Raw genomic sequence first — 25,255 nt, forward strand, 5'->3', positions numbered from 1 at the left:
GAGGAATGAGATGACTTTGAAGAACAATTTGAAAGTGGTCGCTGGCGAAGGCAAAGGCGCTGTCGCCTTCTCCAACACAGAGCGGTTTTCGCTGATCGCCGGTCCGTGCCAGATGGAAAGCCGCGACCACGCTTTCATGATTGCCGGCACGCTGCATGAGCTTTGCGGCAAGCTCGGCATCGGGCTTGTCTATAAGTCATCCTTCGACAAGGCCAACCGCACATCGCTCTCCGGACAGCGTGGCATCGGTCTCGACAAGGCCATGGAGATCTTTGCCGATCTCAAGAAGGAATATGGCTTCCCTGTCCTGACCGACATCCATACGGAAGAGCAGTGCGCCATTGTCGCCGAAACCGTCGATGTCCTGCAAATCCCGGCCTTCCTCAGTCGCCAGACCGATCTTCTGATCGCCGCCGCAAAGACCGGTCGCGTGATCAATGTGAAGAAAGGCCAGTTCCTGGCGCCCTGGGACATGAAGAACGTGCTGGCAAAGCTCAACGAGAGCGGCAATCCGAACGTTCTGCTCTGCGAACGCGGCGCATCTTTCGGCTATAACACGCTTGTCTCCGACATGCGCTCGTTGCCGATTATGGCCTCGCTCGGTGCGCCGGTGGTGTTCGATGCGACGCATTCCGTGCAGCAGCCAGGCGGGCAGGGTGGGTCGACGGGTGGTCAGCGCGAATTCGTCGAGACATTGTCGCGCGCAGCCGTGGCCGTCGGCATTGCCGGACTGTTTGTCGAGACCCATGAAGACCCGGACAATGCCCCTTCCGACGGCCCCAACATGGTTCATCTGAAGGATATGCCGAAGCTTCTGGAGAAGCTTCTGGCGTTTGACGCTATCGCCAAGGCCGCCTGATTTTGGCCTAATCGATTTTTATAGGTTGGGCGACGCCTGATGCTGGGCGTCGTCATTGTAATTTCTCACGCTTCGTCTACAGCGAAGTTGCAATGACCTTTCACACTTTTCAGAATCGCTTATCCGCCGTCCGGCTCGAAAACGGCTTCACAGTTTTGCCGATGCGCTCTAAGACAAGCGACTGAAATTCATCTGTTCCAGTCCCAAGGGAGAGACCATGACAGCCATTACCGACATCATCGCACGCGAAATCCTCGATAGCCGTGGCAACCCCACGGTCGAGGTCGACGTGTACCTCGAAGACGGCTCCTTCGGTCGCGCTGCCGTTCCATCGGGCGCATCCACCGGCGCTCACGAGGCAGTCGAGCTGCGCGATGGCGGACAGCGCTATGGCGGCAAGGGCGTTGAAAAGGCCGTCGAGGCCGTCAACACCGAGATCTTTGATGCGCTTGGCGGCTTCGACGCCGAAAGCCAGATCCACATCGACCAGACGCTGATTGCGCTTGATGGGACGCCGAACAAGTCTCGCCTCGGCGCAAACGCCATCCTCGGCGTATCTCTGGCCGTTGCCAAGGCTGCTGCCGAAACAACCGGCCTGCCACTCTATCGGTATGTCGGTGGCCCGAACGCCCACCTGCTGCCCGTTCCGATGATGAACATCATCAATGGCGGCGCGCATGCCGACAACCCGATCGATTTCCAGGAATTCATGATCATGCCAGTCGGCGCGGAAAGCATTCGTGACGCGGTGCGCATCGGCGCTGAAATCTTCCATGTGCTGAAGAAGGAACTGGCAGCGCAGGGTCACAACACCAATGTCGGCGACGAAGGCGGTTTCGCGCCAGGCCTGAAGAGCGCGCCGGAAGCGCTGGACTTCATCATGAAGTCGGTTGAAAAGGCAGGCTACAAGCCGGGCGATGACGTCGCTCTTGCTCTCGACTGCGCCTCGACCGAGTTCTTCAAGAACGGCAAGTACGAGATGGAAGGCGAAGGCCGCACGCTCGAGCCGGAAGCCATGGCTGATTACCTCGCGGAACTCGCGGGCAAGTACCCGATCATTTCCATCGAAGACGGCATGGCAGAAGACGATTGGGAAGGCTGGAAGTACCTGACTGACAAGATCGGCTCCAAGGTACAGCTCGTCGGCGACGACCTCTTCGTTACCAACTCCGCGCGTCTGCGTGACGGCATCAAGATGGGCGTTGCCAACTCCATCCTCGTCAAGGTCAACCAGATCGGTTCTCTGACCGAGACGCTCGACGCTGTCGAGACGGCGCACAAGGCACGCTACACGGCGGTCATGTCTCACCGTTCGGGTGAAACGGAAGACTCCACGATTGCCGATCTCGCGGTTGCCACCAACTGCGGTCAGATCAAGACCGGCTCGCTGTCGCGCTCCGACCGTCTGGCGAAGTACAACCAGCTGATCCGTATCGAAGAGATGCTGGGTCCGCAGGCTGCTTACGCTGGCCGCTCCATTCTTCGCAGCTGATTTGAGCTGTGATATTTTGGGGGCTTTCCATAGGCCCTAATAATAGAAAACCCGCCGATGGCCTCGGCGGGTTTTTTGTGTCAGCGATGCGGTATTTGTTCTCGACGGTCGACGGGTCGGGAGCGCGCCTTACAGGGCCTGTTTGATCTTCTCTGCGTGAGCCTTCAGCATCTCCAAATCCGCCATCGCGCCGCTATGGGGCTTCAAAGGCTCTCCGTCCTTGCGCGGTACGATGTGGAAGTGCAGGTGGAACACCGTCTGGCCAGCGGCGGGCTCGTTGAACTGCGCTACGTAGATGCCATCAGCATCGAAGGCTTCCTTGGCGGCGACGGCGAGCTTCTGGACGACGGGGATCGTCTTTGTCAGCACGTCTGGATCGGCATCGAGAATATTGCGCGAGCCGGTCTTCGGGATCACCAGCAGGTGACCCGGGGCCTGGGGCATCACGTCCATGAAGGCCAGTGTATGGTCGTCTTCGTAGACCTTGACGCACGGGATTTCACCCCGGAGGATTTTTGCGAAGATGTTGTTGTCATCGTAGGCTGTCACGGGCTGCTCCCTCAAAACTTTAGTCGTCGTCTTCCTGCCGTTCGCCTTTGCGAAACGGGCTATGGTCTTCAAGATAGTCGTTGATCTGTTCGACTTCGCTGCGTTCCCGCTCCAGATAATCGGCGATGGCGTGGCGAAGGCCGGGATGGGCAATGTAATGAGCGGAATGAGTGGTCACCGGTGTGTAGCCGCGTGCCAGCTTATGCTCGCCCTGAGCGCCGGCCTCCACACGCTTCAAGCCCTTCGAAAGCGCAAAATCGATCGCCTGATGGTAGCAGACTTCAAAATGCAGGAAGGGATGGTCCTCGATGCAGCCCCAGTGCCTGCCGTACAATGCGTCGCCGCCGATGAAGTTGATGGCGCCGGCAATATATTTACCCTCACGCTTTGCCATCACCAGCAGGATATCGTCTGCCATGCGCTCGCCGATCAGGGAGTAGAAGGCGCGGGTGAGGTAAGGCTTGCCCCATTTGCGGCTGCCGGTATCCATGTAGAAGGTGAAGAACTGATCCCAGATATCTTCGGTCAAATCGCTGCCGGTCAGCCAGTCGATCTCGATACCGTTTTCCAGCGCTGAACGTCGTTCCTTCTTCAGGGTCTTGCGCTTGCGCGATGACAGGGCGTCGAGGAAATCGCTGTGATCACGATAGCCTTCATTGATAAAATGAAACTGCTGATCGGTGCGATGCAGAAAACCCTCATCCTCCAGGGCTTCAATCTCTTCTTCATTTGCAAAGGTCACATGTGCCGAAGAGATGCCGAGCTTCTCTGTCACCTGCTGGAGACCTGAGGCGAGGACCTGCTGGAGGGCCGCAGCGTCCAGTCCCGTCGTCAACAGGCGCGGACCCGTCGCAGGCGTGAAGGGAACCGAGCATTGAAGCTTGGGATAATATCGGCCGCCTGCGCGTTCGAACGCGTCCGCCCATCCCTGGTCGAAGACATATTCGCCGCGGCTGTGGTTCTTGAGGTAGCCAGGAACCGCCCCCATCAATCTCCCGTCGCTGCGCTCCAGCAAGAGATGCTGGCCGAGCCAGCCGGTCTTTGCCGTGGCCGATCCGGACTCTTCCAGCGCGGACAGAAAGGCGTGCGAAATGAAGGGATTGTATGGCGTGGCCGACGGTAGTCTGGATGCTCCGGAAAGGCTGTTCCAGCTTTCCGGAGCGATGTCCTTGAAGGACTGTGCAACGCGAATGGTGTATTCGTCGCTCATGCGGTGGCTGACTGGTCCTTGCTGTTGGGGACAAACCCCTCGAACGTTATCTGGTCAGCATATGTATAGGACTTCTCCAAGGCATTTTCATCCCGCACGGTCCAGGTAATCACCGGGACGCCAAGTTTTCTCTGCGCTTCGATGAAGCTGTTGGGCAGGTGACCCCAGAAGTAGGAGATGAAATCGAGGCCGATCTGCATCGCTTCATCGTGCTTGAAGAAATCTTCCGGATCGGCGCCTTCTGCGGTCAGACCCAACGGCCAGGGAGAGCGTGCCGCCTTCAAATCCTTTAGGAGATGATGATCGAAGCTCATCAGTGCCACATGGCCCTGATAGCCCTCCAGCTCTTCCAGAACCGCTTCGGCGAAGCCGTCATCGACGCCTTCGCCCTCACGTCCCTTGAGCTCGATAACGAGCGGCACCTTGCCGGCGCAGAGCTTCAACAGTTGCTTCAGTGTCGGAACGCGATCCTTGGTCTGCCCGATCGACAGCATCCCAAGTTCGGCAGATGTGCGCTCACGCACATCGCCTTTGATGCCGGTGAGGCGGGTCATCTCGTCATCGTGAAAGACTACGGGAACGCTATCGGCCGCCAGCTGCACATCGCATTCGATGGCATAGCCAGCTTCGATGGCGCGGGTAAAAGCCGAGAGCGTGTTTTCCCAAACCGCCTTATTGAGATCGTGATAGCCACGATGGGCGACGGGTTGGGCCGTCAGCCAGGATAGTTTCAATGTCATGCGTCGATTTCCACGATGGCATCGATTTCGACGGCGGCGTTGAACGGAAGCGACGCCATGCCGACGGCGGCACGTGCATGCTTTCCGGCATCACCCAGGACATTGGCAATGAGGTTCGATGCACCGTTGATGACGAGGTGCTGCTCGGTGAATTCCGGGACGGAGGCGACGAAGCCGTTGAGCTTCAGCACGCGGCGCACCTTGGAGAGATCGCCGTTCAAGGCTGCCTTGACTTGCGCCAGAATGTTGACGGCGCAAAGCTCGGCCGCCTTTTGCGCGGTTGCGACATCGACATCGCGACCGACATGGCCCGTCACCGCAATCTTGCCGGATTCCATCGGCAGTTGTCCGGAAATATAAAGCAGATTGCCGCTGATCGTGAAGGGAACATAGTTGGCAGCAGGGGCTGCTGCGGCGGGAAGAGTGTATCCGAGTTCCTTGAGGCGAGCTTCGATGGCGTCTGACATTTTTCCGTTTCCGCTTTGGTTGTAAATCTTTCAAAAATCCGGCATTCAGGTCATGATGTCGAAAAGCCGGACGGTTGCTTGTACAGTATGAGCGATGAGTCCAACAGGAGTTATTGAATGATCGTCAGGAACCTCGCTCTCGTTCTTGCCGCTGGCGTGGGCCTCATGCCGTGCATCGCAAGTGCCGTGCCTGCCAGCGTTCCCAATCTGATCTCCCACCGCGCCGTCTACGATCTCGAACTCAAGGATGCGTCGGATCGCTCCGGCATCGAGGGCATGACCGGACGCATGGTCTATGAGTTCACCGGCTCGTCCTGCAAGGGTTACAAGACCGATTTCCGTTTCGTCACGCAGATCAATACCGGCGATGCGGTGCGGATGACCGATCAACAGACCACGACATTCGAAGATGCCGTCTCGAAGAAATTCACCTTCGAGACCAAATCCTTCACCGATGACAAGCTCGACAAGGAAGTCATCGGCTCTGCCGCAGACGTCGATGGCAAGATGAAGGTGGATTTGACGAAGCCCGATCCGCGGGAAATCGATCTTGTTCCTGGCGAATTTCCGACCGAGCACATGTATCAGGTCATCGAAAACGCCAAGCTCGGCAAGCGCATCTTCGAGTCGCGCGTGTTCGATGGCTCGGATGACGGCGATGAGAGCCTGATCACATCGACGCTGGTTGGCAAGCAGCAGGCACCGAAGGATGGCGACGCCGAAGCGAGTGTTGCCGGCGATTTCGCCAAGGCACCATTCTGGCCGGTGACCATCGCCTATTACAACGACAAGACCGGGACGGATTCTCTGCCGATCTATCGCATGTCATTCAAGCTTTACGAGAACGGAATCACCCGAGATCTGACGATGGATTACGGCGACTTCGTTCTGACAGGCAAGCTGGCCAAGCTCGATGTTCTCAAGCCTGAGACGTGTGAAGCGCCGCCTGTACGCTGAAATGTGACGATATCGGCGTTTTTTGACGCCGCGTGCTTGCAATTTGGCGAAGGCCGCTGTATGCGGCACACCATTCCACACGCGAAGCTTGGGGTGTTCCGGGAGAAATCCGGTTCATTCCGCCCGGTGGTACCGGTCAAACGGTGCTGTTCGCTTCGCGGGGGTTCAACCGGAAAAGGAGTAACAAGGCATGGCATTGCCCGATTTTTCTATGCGCCAGCTTCTGGAAGCTGGTGTTCACTTCGGCCACCAGACACACCGCTGGAACCCGAAGATGAAGCCGTACATTTTTGGCGATCGTAACAACATCCACATCATCGACCTGGCTCAGACCGTTCCGATGCTGTCGCGCGCGCTTCAGGTCGTTTCCGACACCGTTGCTCGTGGTGGCCGCGTTCTGTTCGTTGGTACGAAGCGTCAGGCTTCCGAAATCATCGCAGACAGCGCAAAGCGCTCCGCTCAGTACTATGTCAACTCGCGTTGGCTCGGCGGCATGATGACCAACTGGAAGACGATTTCGAACTCGATCCAGCGTCTTCGCAAGGTCGACGAAATTCTGAACTCGGATGCTTCCGGCTACTCCAAGAAGGAGCGTCTGAACCTTGAGCGCGAGCGCGAAAAGCTTGAAAAGGCTCTCGGCGGTATCCGCGATATGGGTGGCGTTCCGGACCTGATGTTCATCATCGACACCAACAAGGAAAAGATCGCGATCGAAGAAGCCAAGCGTCTTGGCATTCCGGTTGTCGCCATCATCGACTCCAACTGCGATCCGGACCACATCGATTTCCCGATCCCGGGTAACGACGACGCTTCGCGCGCCATTTCGCTTTACTGCGATCTGATTGCCCGCGCTGCCATCGACGGTATCGCACGTCAGCAGGGCGCTTCCGGCCGTGACCTCGGCGCTTCCGAAGAAGCTCCGGTCGAGCCTGCTCTCGAAGACGAAGCCAACGCCTGATATTGGCCTTTCGGCGGCGCGATCGCGCCGCCTTTTCCATCAGGATAAGACAAGGCCGTTCTGGACTGCACGTTCGACGGCCTTGTTCGTTTCAAGCCGCAGCACCCCGTCGATCCAGCGATCGGCGCCAACGGGAACAGCGGCTGGTTTCTCAAGTTTCGTGGCGGCTGTTTCATCAGCCTGTCACAGTTCCGGGTACATTCGTTCCCACAATCCGATTTCGGCCTGGCAAGACTGCCGTGACCGACCGAACCGACAAGAGGCACACAATGAGCGAAATCACCGCCGCAATGGTAAAGGAACTGCGCGAAAAGTCTGGCGCAGGCATGATGGATTGCAAAAAGGCGCTGGCTGAAACCAACGGCGACATGGAAGCGGCAATCGACTGGCTGCGCGCCAAGGGTATCGCCAAGGCTGACAAGAAGTCGGGCCGTACCGCTGCTGAAGGTCTCATCGGTATCGCGTCTGCCGGCCACAAGGCTGTCGTCGTTGAAATCAACTCCGAAACCGACTTCGTTGCCCGTAACGACGCCTTCCAGGACATCGTCCGTGGCGTTGCTTCGGTTGCGCTGACGACCAATGGTTCTGTCGACGCGATCGCTGCTGCGACCTATCCGGCAACCGGCAAGTCGGTTGCCGACACCATCAAGGACGCAATCGCCACGATCGGTGAAAACATGGCTCTGCGTCGCGCCGCTCTGCTAGAAGTCGAGCACGGCGTTGTTGCGACCTACGTCCACAACGCAGCTGGCGATGGCATCGGCAAGCTCGGTGTTCTGGTTGCCCTGAAGTCCGTAGGCGACAAGGCCGTTCTGACCTCGATCGGTCGCCAGGTTGCCATGCACGTTGCTGCGACCAACCCGCTTGCTATCCGCGCCGAAGAAGTCGATGCTGCTGTTGCAGAACGCGAACGCAACGTCTTCATCGAACAGGCTCGCGAATCCGGCAAGCCGGAAGCCATCATCGAAAAGATGGTCGATGGCCGCATGCGCAAGTTCTTCGAAGAAGTTGCTCTCCTGTCCCAGGCTTTCGTTATCAATCCCGACCTGACGGTTGAGGCTGCTATCAAGGAAGCCGAAAAGGAAGCCGGCGCCAAGATCGAAGTTGTCGGCATGGCTCGCCTGCTTCTCGGCGAAGGCATCGAGAAGGAAGAAAGCGATTTCGCTGCAGAAGTTGCAGCTGTCGCAAAGGGCTGATCCCTTTACCCAAATATTGGAAAACTCCGGGGCATCGCGTGACAACGCGGTGCCCTTCGTGTATCCGCGTTCCGGTTACAATTCGCATTGCCCGGAAAAAGTTTGCAGATGTTCTTGCAGCTCCGGACTTTTTATGTTTCGCCTGCCATTGCTGCAAAGCCGATCCCGGATCTTTGCGCGACCTGCTTAAAGGAGTCATGATGTCTTCCAAGCCGCTCTATAAACGTGTTCTGCTCAAGGCGTCCGGCGAAGCCCTCATGGGCGATCAGGGGTTCGGCATCGATGTCGCCGTCGCTGACCGTATTGCCTCCGATATTGCCGAAGCGCGGGCCATGGGCGTCGAAGTTGGCGTCGTTGTCGGCGGCGGGAATATCTTCCGCGGTGTGGCCGTTGCTTCCAAGGGCGGCGATCGCGTGACCGGCGACCACATGGGCATGCTGGCGACCGTCATCAATGCGCTGGCGCTTGCAACCTCTCTGCGCAAGCTGCAGATCGATACGGTTGTTCTCTCTGCCATCGCTATGCCGGAAATCTGCGAGAGCTTCTCGCAGCGCGCTGCCATCCATCATCTGTCGCAGGGCAGGGTGGTGATCTTCGCTGGTGGTACCGGCAACCCGTTCTTCACCACCGATTCCGCCGCAGCCCTTCGCGCCGCCGAAATGGGTGCGGAAGCCATCTTCAAGGGAACGCAGGTCGATGGCATCTATTCGGCTGATCCGAAGAAGGATCCGGCCGCAACCCGCTTCGACGAATTGACCCATTCCGAAGTGCTGGCCAAGGGGCTTGCCGTGATGGACGTGGCAGCGGTTGCGCTTGCGCGCGAAAACCATATTCCGATCATTGTGTTCTCGATCCATGAGAAGGGCGGATTCGCCCAAATATTGACGGGCGGCGGTCTCAAGACCATCGTGCACGACGCATAATCACCGGCGGCTCGAAAGGCGCCGGTCAAGATAATGGGCCGCCAAGGCCAGAACGAAATGGAGTATCAAGATGAGTGGTGTTGACCTCAATGACATCAAGCGGCGCATGGACGGTGCCATCAACGCGTTCAAGAGCGACATTGCATCGCTGCGGACCGGACGCGCCTCTGCCAACATTCTCGATCCCGTCACGGTCGACGCCTATGGTTCTCGCGTGCCGCTTTCGCAGGTTGCCAACATCACCGTTCCCGAGCCGCGCATGCTCGGTGTGAACATCTGGGACAAGTCCATGGTCGGCGCTGTGGACCGCGCTATTCGCGAGTCCAATCTCGGTCTCAATCCGATCGTCGATGGCCAGAACCTGCGTATCCCATTGCCTGAACTCAACGAAGAGCGCCGAAAGTCGCTCGTCAAGGTTGCTCACGACTACGCCGAAAAGTCCAAGGTTGCCATTCGCCATGTTCGTCGTGACGGCATGGAAGGTCTAAAAAAGGCCGAAAAGGACGGTGACATCGGTCAGGATGAAAGCCGTGGCAAGTCTGACAAAGTTCAGAAGATGACGGACGACACGATTTCTGAAATTGATCGCTTGCTCGCTGAGAAAGAAAAGGAAATCATGCAGGTATAATTGGCGTATCGCCGAGCCTCGCATTGATTTAGCTTGTTGAACTCCGCACTGCCTGAATGGATTGAGATGTCGGAAACCGCACCTTCCCTGTTGCCTGAACATGTCGCCATCATCATGGATGGTAACGGTCGCTGGGCCAAGCAACGCGGCTTGCCGCGCATCATGGGCCATCGGCGGGGCGTGGAGGCCGTGCGTGAGACCGTTCGGACTGCGGGCGAATGCGGCTTGAAATATCTGACACTCTTTGCGTTTTCTTCGGAAAACTGGCGCCGGCCGCAATCGGAGGTTTCAGATCTTCTCGGTCTCCTCAAGGCTTTTATTCGCCGCGACCTGGCCGAGCTTCACAAGGAGAATGTGCGCGTTCGCGTGATTGGCGACAGGGTCGGGCTCAAGGATGATATCCGCGCTCTGCTGGAAGAGGCAGAGCAGACGACGCGCGACAACACGGCGCTCACACTCATCATAGCGTTCAACTACGGTGCGCGGGATGAAATTGCGCGCGCAGCTGCGTCGCTGGCCCGCGATGTTGCCGAGGGTCGGATCGATGCGTCTGCGATCACGCCAGACGCGATTTCCGCGCGTCTGGACACGGCAGGCATTCCTGATCCTGACCTCATTATCCGCACCAGCGGTGAGGAGCGTCTGTCGAACTTCCTGTTGTGGCAAGCGGCCTATTCCGAATTCCTGTTCATTCCCGACTACTGGCCTGATTTCAATCGCCAGACTCTCGTGGCTGCGATCGATCAGTATATGACGAGAGATCGTCGCTTTGGTGGCCTGTCCACTCAAGTTGCGATGGCAGGCGCCTGATGAGCCGCGAATTAAAGCTGCGGATCATTTCGGGCATCGTGATGGCCGCGGTCATCCTGACTGCGACCTGGTATGGCGGGATCATGTTCCGCGCCATCGCCGGCCTTCTGTCGCTCCTCATTTATTATGAGTGGAGCACGATCACCAAGCTCTCCGACACCAATCCGACGGGTTATGCCTGGGGCTGGTTCTCTGTTGCCGTGATGAGCGGCAACACGATCTTTGGTGAGAGCTCTCTCGATCTCCCGCTGCTTTCCGGTTTTGCCATCACCGCAGCGCTGTTTCCGATTCTTCGCGGTCCAAACTGGTGGCTCGTTGGCGGGATCGTCTATTCGGCGCTGAGCGGCATTTCGCTTGCGGCCATTCGCGGCGAAGAATCAACCGGCCTTGTGGCCATGCTCTTTGTCTTCGCGATCGTCTGGGCAACGGATATTCTGGCTTATTTCGTCGGCCGCGCGATCGGTGGTCCAAAGCTTGCGCCTTCGATCTCGCCGGGCAAGACCTGGTCCGGCGCTGCCGGGGGTACGTTTTTCGGCCTGGTTGCGGGTGGCGCCGTCACGCTTGCCTATCATGGAAGCATCTCGCTGACGGTATTGTTGCTGGCGCTGGCGCTCTCCATTTTCAGCCAGATCGGCGACCTGTTCGAATCCTTCATCAAGCGCAGGTTCGGAGTGAAGGATTCCAGTAATCTCATCCCAGGCCATGGCGGGTTCATGGACCGGGTTGACGGTCTTGTTTTCGCCTGCTTTACCGTATTCCTGATTGCAGTGGTTCACGCGGCAGTAACCGGTGATGTGCCAGGATCGGGCGATGGTATCTTGCTCGGCTTCTGATCTGAGCAGATAGATGACGAGAGACGCGACATAGGGAATCGGGAATAATATGGACACTGTGATGGCTGCGGTTAATTTTCTGACCGGTTATATGGTGCCATTTATCCTCGTGATCTCGCTGCTGGTCTTCGTCCATGAGATGGGGCACTACCTCGTTGGGCGCTGGTGTGGCATTCGCTCCACTGCATTTTCCGTGGGCTTCGGCCCGGAATTGATCGGTTTTACCGACAAACGTGGGACGCGCTGGAAGATCTCGGCCGTGCCACTTGGCGGCTACGTCAAATTCTTCGGCGATGAGGATGTCTCCAGCAAGCCGGACAGCGATGGCCTTTCCGGGCTGACGCTGGAAGAGAGGTCGCACACGCTCGCTGGTGCCAAGCTCTGGAAACGGGCGGCGACCGTCGCTGCAGGCCCCATAGCCAACTTCATCCTGGCGATCCTGATCTTCACGGTGCTCTTCACGATCTATGGCCGGATGATTTCCGATCCTGTCGTGTCTGAGGTGCGTCCTGACAGCGCTGCCCAGACGGCTGGTATTCTGCCGGGTGACCGTCTGATCGCGATAGACGGGGAAAAGGTGCAGACGTTTGAAGACGTCCGTCGCTATGTTTCCATCCGTCCAGGCACGCAGATCAATGTCACCGTGGAGAGAGATGGCCGCGATCTGTCGCTGCCTATGGTGCCGACACGCACGGAAACGACGGACCAGTTCGGCAACAAAATCGAGCTTGGGATCATCGGCATCACCACCGACCAGACGCGGGGCAATTTCCGCCATGTGAGCTACACGCCGGTGGAGGCGCTGGTTGAGGGGGTGCGGGAAACCGGCCATGTCATTACGGGAACGTTCAACTATATCGGCAACCTCGTCACGGGACGGATGAATGCCGATCAGCTGGGCGGACCGGTGCGTGTGGCGCAGGCATCGGGGCAGGTGGCAACGCTTGGCGTCGGCGCGCTGATCCAGCTTGCCGCCGTTCTTTCAATTTCCATTGGACTACTGAACTTGATGCCCGTTCCCATTCTGGACGGCGGCCATCTGGTGTTTTATGCGATAGAGGCGGTGCGCGGCAGACCGGTCGGGTCGGGCGCACAGGAGGTTGCATTCCGCATCGGCCTGGCGATGATTTTCAGCCTGATGGTTTTTGCGACTTGGAACGATATCAGCAGCTTGATCGGCTAAAGGGGCGTTTCGAGCTGTTTTTTTAAGAGGGCGTTTACCTTGTTTTGAAGCCAAAGTGGCGATTGGGCCACGGTGGCTTGCGAAGTAAACAGAAATTAACGGTCGGGCTTGCTTGTAGAGGAAAAGCAGGTAAAACGACGCAGATGGCCGGAGTCGGGTTCCGCCCGCTGAGGGACAACGGGAAAAGGTAAGATTTGAAATGAAGGCTGGTTCAAAGTTTTTGAACGCGGTATCGGCGGTTGCGCTGTCTGCTGGTGTTTCTTCGATTGCAGCTTTGGGGGTGCTTGCTTCTGCCGGTGTTGCCAATGCAGCTGTCGTCAGCAGAATCGATGTTCGCGGTGCTGAACGCTCCGGTGCGGATGCTGTTCGTTCCAACATTACGATCGCTCCCGGTCGCAATTTTTCCAATTCCGATATCGATGAATCGGTAAAGCGTCTTTACGCAACGGGCTATTTCTCCAACGTCAGCATGCGCGTGGCAGGCAATGCCCTCGTGGTGACGGTGAGCGAGAACAACCTCGTCAATCAGGTGGTCTTCAACGGCAACCGTAAGATCAAGGACGACAAGCTTCAGGCGATCGTCCAGACGCAGTCTCTCGGCCCGTATGATCAGACGATTGTGACGGCGGATATCGCTCGCATCAAGGAAGCCTACGCAAATATCGGCCGCAGCGACGTGCAGGTTACGACCCAGGTCGTGCCGGTTGGTCAGGGTCGCGTCAACCTTGCTTTCCAGATCAATGAAGGTGAGCGCACCAAGATCGCGCGCATCGACTTCGTCGGTAACAATGCCTACAGCGATGGGCGTCTGGCTGCCGTCATCAACACCAAGAAGTCCAACATGCTGTCGTTCCTGACACGCAAGGACGTCTACAATGAAGACAAGCTGCGCGCCGACGAAGAGTCGCTGCGCCAGTTCTACTACAACCGTGGCTACGCCGATTTCCGCGTCGTGTCCTCGAATGCCGTCCTCGACGAGGCGACCAACGAGTACACTGTCACCATTACGGTGGACGAAGGCCAGCGTTACGACTTCGGCAATGTGGCCGTTGAATCCACGGTGCCTGGCATTGATGGCTCGCAGCTCCAGGGCCTTGTCTACACGAAGTCCGGCTCTTACTACAGCGCCAAGGAAGTGCAGCAGAGCATGGAAGCGATTTCCAAGCGCGTTGCGGCGGAAGGTTATCCTTTTGCCCGTGTGACGCCGCGCGGTGACCGCGACCTGGCTGGCAACACGATTGGCTTGACCTACATCGTCGATCAGGGCGAGCGCGCTTACGTCGAGCGCATCGAAATCCGTGGTAACACACGTACACGTGACTACGTCATTCGTCGCGAGTTCGACATCAGCGAAGGTGACGCGTTCAACCAGACGGTGATCAGCGCTGCTAAACGCCGTCTCGAAGCGCTTGGTTACTTCTCCAAGGTCAACATCAGCACCTCGCAGGGTAGCGCTCCTGACCGCGTCGTGATCGTTGTGGATGTCGAAGATCAGCCGACAGGCTCCTTCGGTATCGGTGCGGGTTACTCACAGAACGACGGCGCGCTGCTGGAAGCCTCGATCGAAGAAAAGAACTTCCTCGGTCGCGGTCAGTACATCCGCGTTGCAGCTGGTGCCGGTCAGGATGACGCGCGTAGCTACACGCTGTCCTTCACCGAACCATACTTCCTCGGCTATCGTCTTGCAGCTGGTTTTGACATCTTCAAGAGCCAGAGCAGCAAGGAAGAGTTCTACAATTACGACGAACAGGGTTTCTCGCTCCGCGTGACCGCGCCGATTACGGAAAACCTCGGTACGACTTTCAAATACACCTATAAGCAGTTCAGCTATGACGGTAAGGGCGACTGGAACAATCCAGCAAATCTTGCCGCTCCTTATCGTGACCTGATCGCAGGTGGTGATTGGAGTCAGTCGATTATTTCGAACACGCTGAACTACAACACGCTGGACGACCGCAACATGCCACGCGAAGGCTGGCAGGCTGCATTGACCAACGAGTTTGCAGGTCTCGGTGGCGATTCCGAATACTACAAGATCTACGGTAAGGTCCGTTACTACCATTCGCTGTCGGATGAATATGACATCATTGGCTCGCTGACAGGTCAGGCCGGTTACGTCGTTCCAACGGGTGACAATCTCTACGTCTTCGATCAGTTCAAGATCGGTGGCCGTGTGATCCGTGGCTTCAAGAACGATGGTATCGGTCCGCGTATCGGCTCCGACGCGATCGGCGGCACAACTTACTTCGCGGCTTCGGCTGAAGTCACCGCACCTATGCCGCTCGTTCCGGAAGATGTTGGCCTGCGTCTTGCTGGCTTCGTCGATGCCGGCACGCTCTATGGCAACAAGGTTGCGAATTCGGCTGGCGTTCAGGACGATAGCTCGATCCGTGCATCTGCCGGTATCGGCATCATGTGGGCGTCTCCGTTCGGTCCGCTGCGCGTCGACTACGCTGTTCCGATTGCCAAGGAAAGCTACGACGAGGAACAGCGTTTCCGGTTTGGCATGTCCAACACTTTCTGATATCGGCAGTCCAGAACTGCGAGTTTGAATGTTCTGGAGTATCCGTTTGATGGACTACAATGCTTTTTTTCCGCCCCACGAAGGCCTGCGATTGAAAGAGATCGCGGTCCGTCTTGGGGCGGAACTGTCTGATGAGGCCTTTGGCGATCGATTGGTGAGGTCGATTGCGCCCGTCTCGCGCGCCAAGCAGGACCAGCTCTGCTATATCCTGTCTCGCAAGAACCGGGATGAGTTGCTGACATGTGATGCGGCCGCCGTCATCTGTGACGAGTCGCTGAAAAGCATCGTTCCGGATCATATTCCTGCTCTCATCTGCAAGAACCCGCACACGATCTTTGCGCAGGCCGGTGAGCTTCTGCACCCCTCAGCCATGCGCCCTTCCGCCGTCACGCCTGGAGAGACGGGGATATCGGCTTCGGCGCATGTCGATCCCACCGCAAAGCTCGAAGCCGGCGTCATCGTTGAGCCATTCGCCGTTATAGGAGCGAACGTTCACATCGGTTCCGGCACGCGGATTGGACCCGGCGCTATCATAGGTGCTGAGGTTCAGATCGGGCGTGACTGTACGATTGCCGGCGGCGCGAGCGTTCTCTCGGCTCTTATCGGAAATGGCGTCATTATCCACAACGGTGTGCGTATCGGCCAGGATGGTTTCGGCTATGCACCTGGACCGCGCGGCATGATCAAGATCGTCCAGATCGGTCGTGTGATCATTCAAGACCATGTCGAGATCGGCGCGAATACCACGGTCGATCGCGGGACGATGGATGATACCGTGATCGGCGAAGGCACGAAGATCGATAACCAGGTCCAGATTGGCCATAATGTCCGCATCGGTCGTCATTGCGGTATCGTCAGCAAGGTCGGCATCGCCGGAAGCACGCGCATTGGCGACGGCGTGATGATTGGCGGCGCGGCTGGGATCAACGGCCATATCACCATTGGTGACGGTGCACAGATCGCGGCCATGAGCGGTGTGGTGTCAGACGTGCCGGCAGGCGCGAAGGTCGGTGGGACGCCGGCGCGCCCGATAAAACATTTCCTGCGTGATATGGCCGATATTCTCGCCCGCGCAGAAGAACGCGATAGGAAAACAGGAGACAAGAATGTCTGAAGAGACGAAAACGACGCTTGGCGCGGCTGACATCCTTGAGGTGATGAAGCTGCTGCCGCATCGTTATCCCTTTTTGCTGATCGACAAGATCATCGACATTGACGGCGATAATTCTGCGATCGGCATCAAGAATGTGACGGTCAACGAGCCGCATTTCACCGGTCATTTTCCTGACCGTCCGATCATGCCTGGCGTTTTGATCGTAGAGGCGATGGCGCAGACGGCAGGTGCGATCTGCGCTCGTAACAAAGATGGCGGTGGATATCTCGTCTATTTCATGACGATCGACAATGCGCGCTTCCGCAAGCCCGTCGTGCCTGGTGACCGACTGGAAATCCATGTCGTCAAGCAGCGTCAGCGCGGCAATGTCTGGAAGTTCCACTGCGAGGCCAAGGTCGATGGCTCTCTCGTTGCCGAGGCGGATGTCGGCGCGATGATGATCCCAGAGGATCAGCAATGAGCGCGGTTGCGGCCTCAGCCAAGATCCACCCCATGGCCGTCGTGGAGGATGGCGCGATTATCGGCGAGAATGTCGAGATCGGCGCGTTCGCTCATGTCGGCGCGAAGGTGAGTTTGCGCGATGGCGTCAAGCTGTTGAACCATGCAGTGGTGACCGGTCGTACGGTGGTGGGTGAGGGGACCGTCATCCACCCCATGGCGGTCATCGGCGGTCAGCCGCAGGCGATCCGTCACGACGGTTCCGAAACGACACTCGATATCGGCGCGCGCTGCACGATCCGTGAAGGCGTGACGATCAATACGGGCAGCTCGGATGGCGGCGGCAGAACGGTTGTCGGCGATGACAACCTCTTTCTCGCCAATTCGCATGTGGCGCACGATTGCATTCTTGGCAGCGAGATCATCCTGTCGAACAATGTCATGCTTGCCGGCCATGTGCGCATCGAGGACAAGGCTATTCTCGGCGGCGGCTGCGCGGTGCACCAGTTCACCCGCATCGGTCGCCAGGCCTTCATCGGCGGGCTTTCGGCTGTCAGCTACGATGTCATTCCCTATGGAATGCTGAATGGCAATCCCGGCATCTTGAGTGGGCTTAACGTAGTCGGCATGACGCGTGCAGGCATTGAGCGGGCCGATATCCACACCGTCCGCCGGGCCTACAAGCAGATCTTCGAGAGCGAAGGCAATGTGCGCGCCAATGCGGCCGCCATTCGCGAAGACTATCTGGAATGCCCACAAGCGCTTGAGATCATCGATTTCATCGCGGCGGCCAATGACCGGGCGATCTCTTCGCCGAACCGCGGCAAGTAGCGCGTTGGCGATGGGTGACCAGCGTCTGGCGATCATCGCCGGCAGTGGTTCTCTTCCCCTTTATGTGGCGCTTGCCGCACGATCGGCGGGAGAGGACCCGCTGATCATCCGCTTGAAGAACGAAGCCGATCTCGATTGGTCAGAGTTCGAAAATGCCTCGATCAGTGTCGGCGATGTCAAAGGCCTGGGCCTGCTTCTCAGTGCGCATGGCATCGATCGCGTGGTTCTTTCCGGTGGCGTGGCGCGCCGTCCCGAATGGCGGGAAATCCGCCCGAACCTGAAGATGATCGCCAAAATGCCGTCGATCATCCGCACGCTTTTGTCGGGTGGTGACGACACCGTACTGCAAATGGTGATTGGCCTGATCGAAGCGCAGGGCGCTCGCGTCATCGGCGCGCATGAAATTGCGCCTGGACTTCTTGCAACCACCGGCCCGCTCGGCAAGATCAAGCCAAGTGATGAGGATCGTAGAGACATCGCAAAAGCGGCTCAAGCGGCGTTGGCGCTTGGCGTGCTGGATGTCGGACAAGGGGCTGTTTCCGTCGGTGGACGCATCGTTGCGCTGGAAGGCGTTGAGGGGACTGATGGCATGCTGGAGCGGGTTGCTGCCCTTCGTGCTGCCGGACGCATCTCGCAGCGCCGCAAGGGCGTTCTCGTCAAGCTCTGCAAACCGCAACAGGATATTCGCGCCGATCTTCCCACCATAGGCCCTTCCACTGTCGAGAACGCGGCGAAGGCCGGTCTTGCCGGAATAGCCATTGAGGCGGGCAGGGCGTTTGTTCTCGATCGTGACGCGATGTTGAGAGCTGCCGATGCGGCGGGCCTGTTCGTTTGCGGCATCGACACCGCGCTTGAGGGAGACATGATGTGAAGGAAGGCGTGCTGAAACTTGCTGTCGTGGCCGGTGAAGTCTCCGGCGATCTCTTGGGCGCTGACCTTGTTCGTGCGCTCAAGACACAATATCCGGGGCAGGTGGAGCTCTTTGGTGTTGGCGGTGAACAGCTGACGGCTGAGGGCCTGAACTCTCTGTTCGACTACTCCGAATTGTCGATCATGGGCTTCACCCAGGTTCTGAAGAAACTGCCGCAACTGATTTCCCGCATCAAGGAAACGGCGAATGCCATCATCGCCTACCAGCCGGATGCACTGCTGATCATCGACAGTCCCGATTTCACCCACCGTGTTGCAAAGCGCGTGCGAAAGGCACTGCCAGACCTACCGGTGGTGAACTACGTTTGCCCCAGCGTCTGGGCGTGGAAAGAGTACCGTGCGACGGCGATGCTTTCCTATGTCGATCATGTGCTGGCACTGTTGCCTTTCGAACCGGAGGCAATGCAGCGCCTTGGCGGGCCGGCGACAACCTTTGTCGGACACCGCCTCAGTGTCGATCCGGACGTTCTGGCGGTGCGCGCACAACGTGCTTTGCGTCCTGTGCCGGCTGCCGGTGATGCACGGACGATCCTTCTTCTGCCGGGCTCGCGCTCGACAGAAACGACACGCCTGATGGAGCCGTTCGAGCAGGCTGCTAGCGCATTCGTGGAGCGGAACGGGCCAACGCGGTTCCTACTGCCGACAGTGCCGCGACAGGAGCAGCGAATCAGGGAACTTGCCGCCGCCTGGCCTGAGGCGATCCGACCGGAGATCGGCACCGACACGGCGTTCAAGTGGCGTTGTTTTGCCGAGGCGGATGCGGCGATCGCGGCTTCCGGCACAGTCATCCTGGAACTTGCGCTCTGCCATGTTCCGGTGGTTTCTGTTTACAAGACCGACTGGATTTTCACCATGCTGAGCAAGCGGGTGAAGACTTGGACCGGCGCGCTCCCCAATTTGATCGCCGATTATGCCTTGGTGCCGGAATACTTCAATGAAGTGGTCCGTTCAGGCTCCATGTTGCGCTGTGCCGAGAGATTGTCGTCAGATACCATTCAGCGCCGCGCCATGCTGGAGGGGTTTGAGCTGGTGCAGAAAAGGCTACAGACGGAAATCCCCCCAGGGGAGCAGGGTGCTGCGATCTTGCTGCAAACGATCAGGATGAAGATGGGCAAACGATAGGCCTGCTGCTTTGCCGCAGCTGCACGCGATTTCCATTATCCAGCTTGTTGGTGATCATCGAACTTTTCCATGTTCGGACAGAAAATCCAAGACGACTCTGATGCGCGCAGGGAGCGGGCCTCCTTCCCCAATATAGACTGCGTAAAAGACCTCTGTGTCTCCCGTGTTGCAGTGAGACAGGACCGGCGCAAGTCGTCCGGCAGCGACGTCGTTGCGCACTGTAAAGTCAGCCAGCATGGCCAGGCCAGCACCTGCCACAGCGAGCCTTCGAACGCCTTCTCCATCGCTGATCTGGACATGTCCGGCCACTGGCACCACGACGGAGTGATGATCTTCGCTAAGCATCCAGCCCGGCTCTGACCGTACATAGCTGAAACCCAGCAAGTTGTGGCTTTTCAGGTCCGCCACATGACGTGGTTGGCCATATTGTTCGAGATAAGATGGAGCGGCCACAATTGTCCGAGCCGTTTCTTCCAGCTTGCGAGCAATCAGGCTGGATGTTTTCAAGGGCCCTGTTCGAATGGCTATGTCGGTGCGCTCCGCCAAGAGATCAACCAATGTATCGGTGAGCGAGATGTCCAGAGTGACAGCAGGATAGAGAGCTATGAACTGTGGCACTTTGGGTGCCAGCACGTGATTGAAGTATGAAGCACTGGTGCTAGAAACGAAGCTCAACTCAAGGACAATCTCGGCGCGGTCGGTTGGAGCCTAACACGTGAGCAAATTGCAGCTCTCGATCAAGCCAGTGCCGTGTCCGCTCCCTATCCCCATTTTCCCTATCGGCAACAGGCAGGCTTTGCGCGGCTTGATCCACCTCTTGTCGGCTAAAGGATCAAGGTGTGCCGGCCTTGAGTCTTTTTGAAAACAGAGTACTGAGTTTTCAAGCGTTCGGTACAATTCCAAAGGCTCAGGATTTTACTGCTACGATGATAGTGCCTCAGATCTGGCGGATCACCGCTCCGATCGTGTTGACGAGTACGCGGGACGCTGTGAGGGCCGATAACCCGTCAATGTCGGCGGGCGGGTAAAACTCGACGAGGTTAAACCCGGCGATTTTCGCCTTGCCGGCAACACCAGAAATCAGATCGATAATCTGGGTGTAGGTGAGACCGCCCGGCGTTCTTGCGGCGACGCCCGGCATGATACTTGGATCGAGGCTGTCGCAGTCAAGCGTGATGACGACTTGAGCATCCTCTGGAATAGCACGAAGAGCCGCAGCCACGCCGTCAGCGTGAATTTCTCTCGCCGTAACAAAGTGGCTTCCGTAGCCTCGTGCCGCATCGACATCGGCTTTCCTCGCGCTACCGACACTTCGAAGTCCGACCTGCACCATGCCGACCACGTGCGCCATCTCGCTCGCTCGGCGCATGGAGCTTGAATATCCGTAGCGTTCTCCCTCAATCTCGTCGCGCCAGTCGATATGCGCGTCGATCTGCAAGACCCAGACAGGTCCCGAGGTCTCGAACGCAGTAAGAAACGGAAAGGTGACGGAGCAGTCGCCGCCGATGAGGATGGGAACAGCATTCGAGGCCAGGATCTCTTGCGTCTTCGCTTCTATGCGATGTCGATTGCCTTCATTGTCACGCATCACAGTTTTGATGTTGCCAACATCGATGCAGTTTATCGGACCGCCGTTGAAGAGTGGGCCACCGAGATCGAAATCCCAGTGCGCGATCAACGGAGCATCTTCCTGGCTTGCCGCTCTGATCTGATCGGCCGCTGTTTCATGACCACTGCTGTCTTGATCCGGATAGGCGCTGCCATGTGCCACGCCGAAGACTACCATGCGTGCGGGACTGCCGTCTGCGAGTTCTGGAGGGAGCCCAAGAAACGAATTTGCAGCGCTCATTCTGTGACCAATCCTGCTCAAGTTGTCGCCAATGCGGCGATGATGTCTCGCGACGAATACGGTGTCAAAGCGTGGGAGCCAATCTGGATGATCGCGACACGTGCCCACCATTATCTTCGAACAGAAAACGAAAACCCCGAGACTGGACATCCAATCTCGGGGTCTTGATTCTCATAGCTGTAGTTCAGGGCTTAGAAGAAACCCTTGCGCTGCCACCAGCCGCCCTTGCGGGGCTTTGGCTCTTCGCCATCGGGGCTGTCGTTCTTGCCGGAGGAGGTAACGACCGGTTCGGACGATGAAACGTTATCGCCGCGGTTGGCGCGGGTCGGCTTTGCAGCATCGTCCGCTTCCTCTTGCGTCGCCTCAACGGCAGCTTCAGCAGCCTGCGGAGCAGGGGTTGGCGCAGCAGGCGCTACGTCAGCGGGCGCTTCTTCCTGCGGAGCAGGGGCGGCGTCCGCCACTGGTGCCGCAACGACCGGTGCTTCCGCTTCAACCGTTGCCTCGACAACCGTTTCAGCCTTCTCCTTGGCCTTGCGGGTGCGACGGGGCTTCTTCGGCTTTTCGGCCTCTTCAACCTGCGGCGTTTCAGCCTCGACAGCGGCCGCCGGCTCTACGCCTTCGGCTGCATCCGCTACGTCGCCATCGTCAACGCCGTCATCGGCATCGCCCTGATCACCGTCGCCATTTTCGGCGTCCAGCAGGTTGCCATTTTCGTCACGGTTGCGACGGCCGCCACGCTTGCCACGACGACGGCGCTTGCGCTTGCCTTCGTCCTGACCGGCATTGTCGCCTTCAGCGCGTGGCTCTGTGGCGTCAGCCTGATCTTCGGTGGCGTCGTCGCCATCTTCCTCATCGCCTTCGCCGGATGCGTCGTCATTGGCATCTGCCTGAACGTCGCCGTTCTGGCCGTTGCCCTTGCCACGACGGCGACGACGACGCTTGCGCTTGCGCTTGCCGTCTTCACCATTTTCAGCCTGGGGCTGGCGTGGCTCGCTAGTCTGCGCCTTCGCTACGACTTCTTCTTCGTCTTCTTCGTCCTCCTCGGCTTCGATGACGATATCGTCTTCGTCTTCCTCGAAGGTCGGGAGAGCCTGCAGAAGGTTTTCGATTTTCACCGGATTTTCGACGGCTTCACCACGGTCGATGGCGAAGTGCTGAGCACCGACGCTGGCGTCCGCCGCGATGATGATCGAAACGCCGAAGCGTTCTTCATAATCAACAATGGTGCCACGCTTGTGGTTGAGCAGGTAGAGCGCCGTTTCAGGCGTCGTGCGCACCGTGATGTTGTGCGTCGTGTTGCGCAGCAGGTATTCTTCGACACCACGCAGCACGTGCAGCGCGATGGAGGATTCCGAGCGCACATGGCCCGTGCCACCGCAATGCGAGCAGATCTGAGTGGTGGATTCGAGAACCGAAGCGCGGATGCGCTGGCGCGACATTTCCAGAAGGCCGAAATGCGAAATACGGCCAACCTGAATGCGAGCGCGGTCGTTCTTGAGGCAATCCTTCAGCTTCTTTTCGACAGAGCGGTTGTTCCGCTTTTCTTCCATGTCGATGAAGTCGATGACGACCAGACCAGCAAGGTCACGCAGGCGAAGCTGACGGGCGACTTCTTCCGCAGCCTCGAGATTGGTTGCGAGTGCCGTCTCTTCGATCGAATGTTCGCGGGTCGAGCGACCGGAGTTCACGTCGATCGAAACCAGGGCTTCGGTCTGATTGATGATCAGATAGCCACCGGATTTCAGCGTAACCTGCGGCTGAAGCATGCGGTCGAGCTGCGCTTCGATGCCGGAGCGCGAGAAGATCGGATGAATGTCGCGGTAGGGCTGAACCACCTTGGCGTGGCTCGGCATCAGCATCTTCATGAAGTCTTTCGCTTCACGATAACCTTCTTCACCGGACACGATGATCTCGCTGATGTCCTTGTTGTAGAGATCGCGGATCGAACGCTTGATCAGCGAGCCTTCCTCGTACACGAGGCAAGGTGCTGTGGAGTTCAGCGTCAGCGTGCGAACGTTCTCCCACAGACGCATCAGATATTCGAAGTCGCGCTTGATTTCGACGCGGGTGCGGTTGGCACCGGCGGTGCGCAGAATAACGCCCATGCCGTTCGGCACTTCGAGATCGCGGGCAATCTCCTTCAGGCGCTTGCGGTCGGCTGGCTGGGTGATCTTGCGGGAAATACCGCCGCCACGTGCCGTGTTCGGCATCAGAACGGAGTAACGTCCGGCGAGTGACAGATAGGTCGTCAGTGCTGCGCCCTTGTTACCACGCTCTTCCTTGGCAACCTGAACGAGCAGGATCTGGCGACGCTTGATGACTTCCTGAATGCGGTACTGCTTGCGCGGCTTGCGCATGGCGCGGTCTGGAACTTCTTCCATCGCGTCTTCGGCGCCGACCGACTCGATGACTTCCTTCTCATGATGATCGTCGTCGTCATCATCATCGTCATCGCCGACACGCTCAACGTCTTCGGAAATCGAGTCGGTGTCGACCATGGCTGCCATTTCGCCGCCCTTGGAGCCATCCTCGTCGGCGGCTTCATCGGCAGACGCTTCGGCCGTAGCCTCTTCAGCCTCGGTTTTCTTCTTTGCGCGGGGACGGCGCGTGCGCTTCTTCGGCTTTTCTTCTTCCGCAGGCTGCTCTTCGGCAACCGCTTCTTCCGTAATAGCGACGGTTTCCTCGGAGGCTACGACCTGTTCGGAAGCAGCTGTGTCTTCAGCCTTCTCCTCAGATGTCGGCACAATGCCGATATCCGGCTGGTCGGCCTTGGAAAGATCGACTGCGGGTTCGTTAGGGGCGTCAGCCGGTTCGAAGTCATCGCCACGGCGATGCTCTTCGGCTTCCGCCTTTAGAAGCGCCTGCCGATCGGCCAGCGGAATCTGGTAATAGTCGGGGTGAATTTCGGCAAAGGCCAAAAATCCATGGCGGTTGCCGCCGTAATCCACGAAGGCTGCCTGAAGCGACGGTTCGACGCGTGTCACCTTCGCCAGATAGATATTGCCGCGTATCTGTTTTTTATGTTCGGACTCGAAATCGAATTCTTCAATGCGATTTCCACGAACAACGACTACGCGCGTCTCCTCTTCGTGGGAGGCGTCGATAAGCATTTTGTCTGCCATGTAAGCTGTGCTCCTCGGCGCAGCCTTGTCATATACGAGAATAGGCCCGCCGCAGGGACAGGCCTTTCATCTTTTTCCAAGGGTGTGCCGGAAATGAAGTGTTCCGCCCGACGCATGTAAACTGGCAGCATCCGGACAACGTGCAAGGCAACTTGCCTGCTCCCTGTATCCGGTTCGTATGAAAGCTGCTGCAACGACATCATTGGCCAAGCGAGAACGACTATAATAAATAGACTCCTGAGAGTCCGATGAAAATGCTCTCCTCAGAGCGAGCGGTGGCATGCCACCGGGTATGTCTCCGGCCACAGCCGGATTGATCCAGTTTCAGGATAAAAATGAAGCGACGGCAGATGATTGCCCGAAATTCAGCGCCAGAGTCATTCTCGATTGGCAGCCGGCGGGAATCTATCCCGTCAACATTTTTAACCCTCAATCGTGTTGTATGGTTTCTCCGTCATAATAGCAATAGGCAGGCTAAATATGTCATATCATTGATGGAATTTCGCGGTTAAGAAATGCT

The 25,255-nt window shown here is 57.9% G+C and carries 23 protein-coding genes and 1 pseudogene; 17 read left to right on the plus strand and 7 right to left on the minus strand.

What is annotated here, in order from left to right; genetic code table 11:
* Positions 1-10 precede the first annotated feature (10 nt).
* Positions 11-859 (plus strand): 3-deoxy-8-phosphooctulonate synthase, encoded by an 849-nt coding sequence (gene kdsA, locus ACTJK5_RS04485; RefSeq protein ID WP_113260544.1) that lies wholly within the window; start codon positions 11-13, stop codon positions 857-859.
* Positions 860-1,076: 217 nt separating this feature from the next.
* The gene (gene eno, locus ACTJK5_RS04490) at positions 1,077-2,351 is read left to right on the plus strand and encodes a phosphopyruvate hydratase (RefSeq protein WP_062427456.1); all 1,275 of its coding nucleotides are present in this window, start codon (positions 1,077-1,079) and stop codon (positions 2,349-2,351) included.
* Between the two features lie 129 nt (positions 2,352-2,480).
* Here the strand turns inward: eno and ACTJK5_RS04495 are convergent, their stop codons facing one another.
* The 4 genes from ACTJK5_RS04495 to ACTJK5_RS04510 are packed head-to-tail and all read right to left on the minus strand — an operon-like array spanning position 2,481 to position 5,317.
* The gene (locus tag ACTJK5_RS04495; protein WP_113260545.1) at positions 2,481-2,900 is read right to left on the minus strand and encodes an HIT family protein; all 420 of its coding nucleotides are present in this window, start codon (positions 2,898-2,900) and stop codon (positions 2,481-2,483) included.
* A 19-nt stretch (positions 2,901-2,919) separates the two neighbouring features.
* A complete protein-coding gene (locus ACTJK5_RS04500; protein ID WP_113260546.1) occupies positions 2,920-4,110 on the minus strand; it encodes a GNAT family N-acetyltransferase in 1,191 nt (396 codons plus the stop codon).
* On the minus strand, positions 4,107-4,850 hold the full coding sequence (locus tag ACTJK5_RS04505; RefSeq protein WP_162741842.1) for a glycerophosphodiester phosphodiesterase: 744 nt from the start codon (positions 4,848-4,850) through the stop codon (positions 4,107-4,109). Before ACTJK5_RS04505 ends, ACTJK5_RS04500 begins: the two co-directional genes overlap by 4 nt.
* The gene (locus ACTJK5_RS04510) at positions 4,847-5,317 is read right to left on the minus strand and encodes a RidA family protein (RefSeq protein WP_062440866.1); all 471 of its coding nucleotides are present in this window, start codon (positions 5,315-5,317) and stop codon (positions 4,847-4,849) included. Before ACTJK5_RS04510 ends, ACTJK5_RS04505 begins: the two co-directional genes overlap by 4 nt.
* A gap of 117 nt (positions 5,318-5,434) precedes the next feature.
* Here ACTJK5_RS04510 and ACTJK5_RS04515 point away from each other — a divergent pair, with 117 nt between their 5' ends.
* From ACTJK5_RS04515 to lpxB, 14 genes are all read left to right on the plus strand, one after another.
* Positions 5,435-6,274, plus strand: coding sequence for a cell envelope integrity EipB family protein (locus ACTJK5_RS04515; RefSeq protein WP_062427451.1), 840 nt, complete (start codon positions 5,435-5,437; stop codon positions 6,272-6,274).
* A 190-nt stretch (positions 6,275-6,464) separates the two neighbouring features.
* On the plus strand, positions 6,465-7,232 hold the full coding sequence (gene rpsB / locus ACTJK5_RS04520; protein ID WP_062427450.1) for a 30S ribosomal protein S2: 768 nt from the start codon (positions 6,465-6,467) through the stop codon (positions 7,230-7,232).
* Positions 7,233-7,501: 269 nt separating this feature from the next.
* Positions 7,502-8,428: a translation elongation factor Ts gene (tsf, locus tag ACTJK5_RS04525; RefSeq protein WP_062440869.1), complete on the plus strand. Its 927-nt coding sequence runs from the start codon at positions 7,502-7,504 to the stop codon at positions 8,426-8,428.
* 200 nt (positions 8,429-8,628) lie between these two features.
* Entirely contained in the window at positions 8,629-9,351 is a 723-nt protein-coding gene (gene pyrH / locus ACTJK5_RS04530; protein WP_113227251.1) for a UMP kinase, read from the plus strand.
* Between the two features lie 70 nt (positions 9,352-9,421).
* Positions 9,422-9,979, plus strand: coding sequence for a ribosome recycling factor (gene frr / locus ACTJK5_RS04535; protein ID WP_062427448.1), 558 nt, complete (start codon positions 9,422-9,424; stop codon positions 9,977-9,979).
* A gap of 66 nt (positions 9,980-10,045) precedes the next feature.
* Complete coding sequence (locus tag ACTJK5_RS04540) at positions 10,046-10,789, plus strand: isoprenyl transferase (protein ID WP_062427447.1); 744 nt, start codon at positions 10,046-10,048, stop codon at positions 10,787-10,789.
* Positions 10,789-11,622, plus strand: a complete 834-nt coding sequence (locus tag ACTJK5_RS04545) for a phosphatidate cytidylyltransferase (RefSeq protein ID WP_062427446.1) — start codon at positions 10,789-10,791, stop codon at positions 11,620-11,622. The genes ACTJK5_RS04540 and ACTJK5_RS04545 overlap by 1 nt, the downstream gene beginning before the upstream one ends.
* 61 nt (positions 11,623-11,683) lie before the next feature.
* Positions 11,684-12,805, plus strand: a complete 1,122-nt coding sequence (gene rseP, locus ACTJK5_RS04550; protein ID WP_162236286.1) for an RIP metalloprotease RseP — start codon at positions 11,684-11,686, stop codon at positions 12,803-12,805.
* Positions 12,806-13,004: 199 nt separating this feature from the next.
* Positions 13,005-15,329 carry an outer membrane protein assembly factor BamA gene (gene bamA, locus ACTJK5_RS04555; RefSeq protein WP_113226105.1) on the plus strand — a complete coding sequence of 775 codons (2,325 nt, stop codon included), beginning with the start codon at positions 13,005-13,007 and terminating at the stop codon, positions 15,327-15,329.
* 49 nt (positions 15,330-15,378) lie between these two features.
* Positions 15,379-16,443: a UDP-3-O-(3-hydroxymyristoyl)glucosamine N-acyltransferase gene (lpxD, locus tag ACTJK5_RS04560; protein WP_113260547.1), complete on the plus strand. Its 1,065-nt coding sequence runs from the start codon at positions 15,379-15,381 to the stop codon at positions 16,441-16,443.
* Complete coding sequence (gene fabZ, locus ACTJK5_RS04565; RefSeq protein ID WP_062427442.1) at positions 16,436-16,903, plus strand: 3-hydroxyacyl-ACP dehydratase FabZ; 468 nt, start codon at positions 16,436-16,438, stop codon at positions 16,901-16,903. The genes lpxD and fabZ overlap by 8 nt, the downstream gene beginning before the upstream one ends.
* A complete protein-coding gene (lpxA, locus tag ACTJK5_RS04570) occupies positions 16,900-17,712 on the plus strand; it encodes an acyl-ACP--UDP-N-acetylglucosamine O-acyltransferase (protein ID WP_113226106.1) in 813 nt (270 codons plus the stop codon). The genes fabZ and lpxA overlap by 4 nt, the downstream gene beginning before the upstream one ends.
* 10 nt (positions 17,713-17,722) lie before the next feature.
* Complete coding sequence (locus ACTJK5_RS04575) at positions 17,723-18,583, plus strand: LpxI family protein (RefSeq protein WP_113226107.1); 861 nt, start codon at positions 17,723-17,725, stop codon at positions 18,581-18,583.
* The gene (lpxB, locus tag ACTJK5_RS04580; protein ID WP_440611915.1) at positions 18,580-19,764 is read left to right on the plus strand and encodes a lipid-A-disaccharide synthase; all 1,185 of its coding nucleotides are present in this window, start codon (positions 18,580-18,582) and stop codon (positions 19,762-19,764) included. Before ACTJK5_RS04575 ends, lpxB begins: the two co-directional genes overlap by 4 nt.
* Positions 19,765-19,818: 54 nt before the next feature.
* Here the strand turns inward: lpxB and ACTJK5_RS04585 are convergent, their stop codons facing one another.
* On the minus strand, positions 19,819-20,439 hold the full coding sequence (locus ACTJK5_RS04585; RefSeq protein WP_335322433.1) for a LysR substrate-binding domain-containing protein: 621 nt from the start codon (positions 20,437-20,439) through the stop codon (positions 19,819-19,821).
* Between ACTJK5_RS04585 and ACTJK5_RS04590 the strand changes: the two are divergent.
* Positions 20,419-20,592 (plus strand): annotated as a pseudogene (locus ACTJK5_RS04590) (aldo/keto reductase); the annotation flags it as partial. The gene ACTJK5_RS04585 and the pseudogene ACTJK5_RS04590 overlap by 21 nt on opposite strands.
* A gap of 109 nt (positions 20,593-20,701) precedes the next feature.
* Here ACTJK5_RS04590 and ACTJK5_RS04595 read toward each other — a convergent pair.
* Both ACTJK5_RS04595 and ACTJK5_RS04600 read right to left on the minus strand, forming a co-directional pair.
* Positions 20,702-21,613, minus strand: a complete 912-nt coding sequence (locus ACTJK5_RS04595) for an agmatinase (protein WP_113260550.1) — start codon at positions 21,611-21,613, stop codon at positions 20,702-20,704.
* A gap of 191 nt (positions 21,614-21,804) precedes the next feature.
* Positions 21,805-24,735: an Rne/Rng family ribonuclease gene (locus tag ACTJK5_RS04600; protein ID WP_062598473.1), complete on the minus strand. Its 2,931-nt coding sequence runs from the start codon at positions 24,733-24,735 to the stop codon at positions 21,805-21,807.
* Positions 24,736-25,255 lie beyond the last annotated feature (520 nt).

Origin of the sequence: Agrobacterium sp. 22094 (genome assembly GCF_052046015.1) — a bacterium.
GTDB lineage: Bacteria > Pseudomonadota > Alphaproteobacteria > Rhizobiales > Rhizobiaceae > Agrobacterium > Agrobacterium cavarae.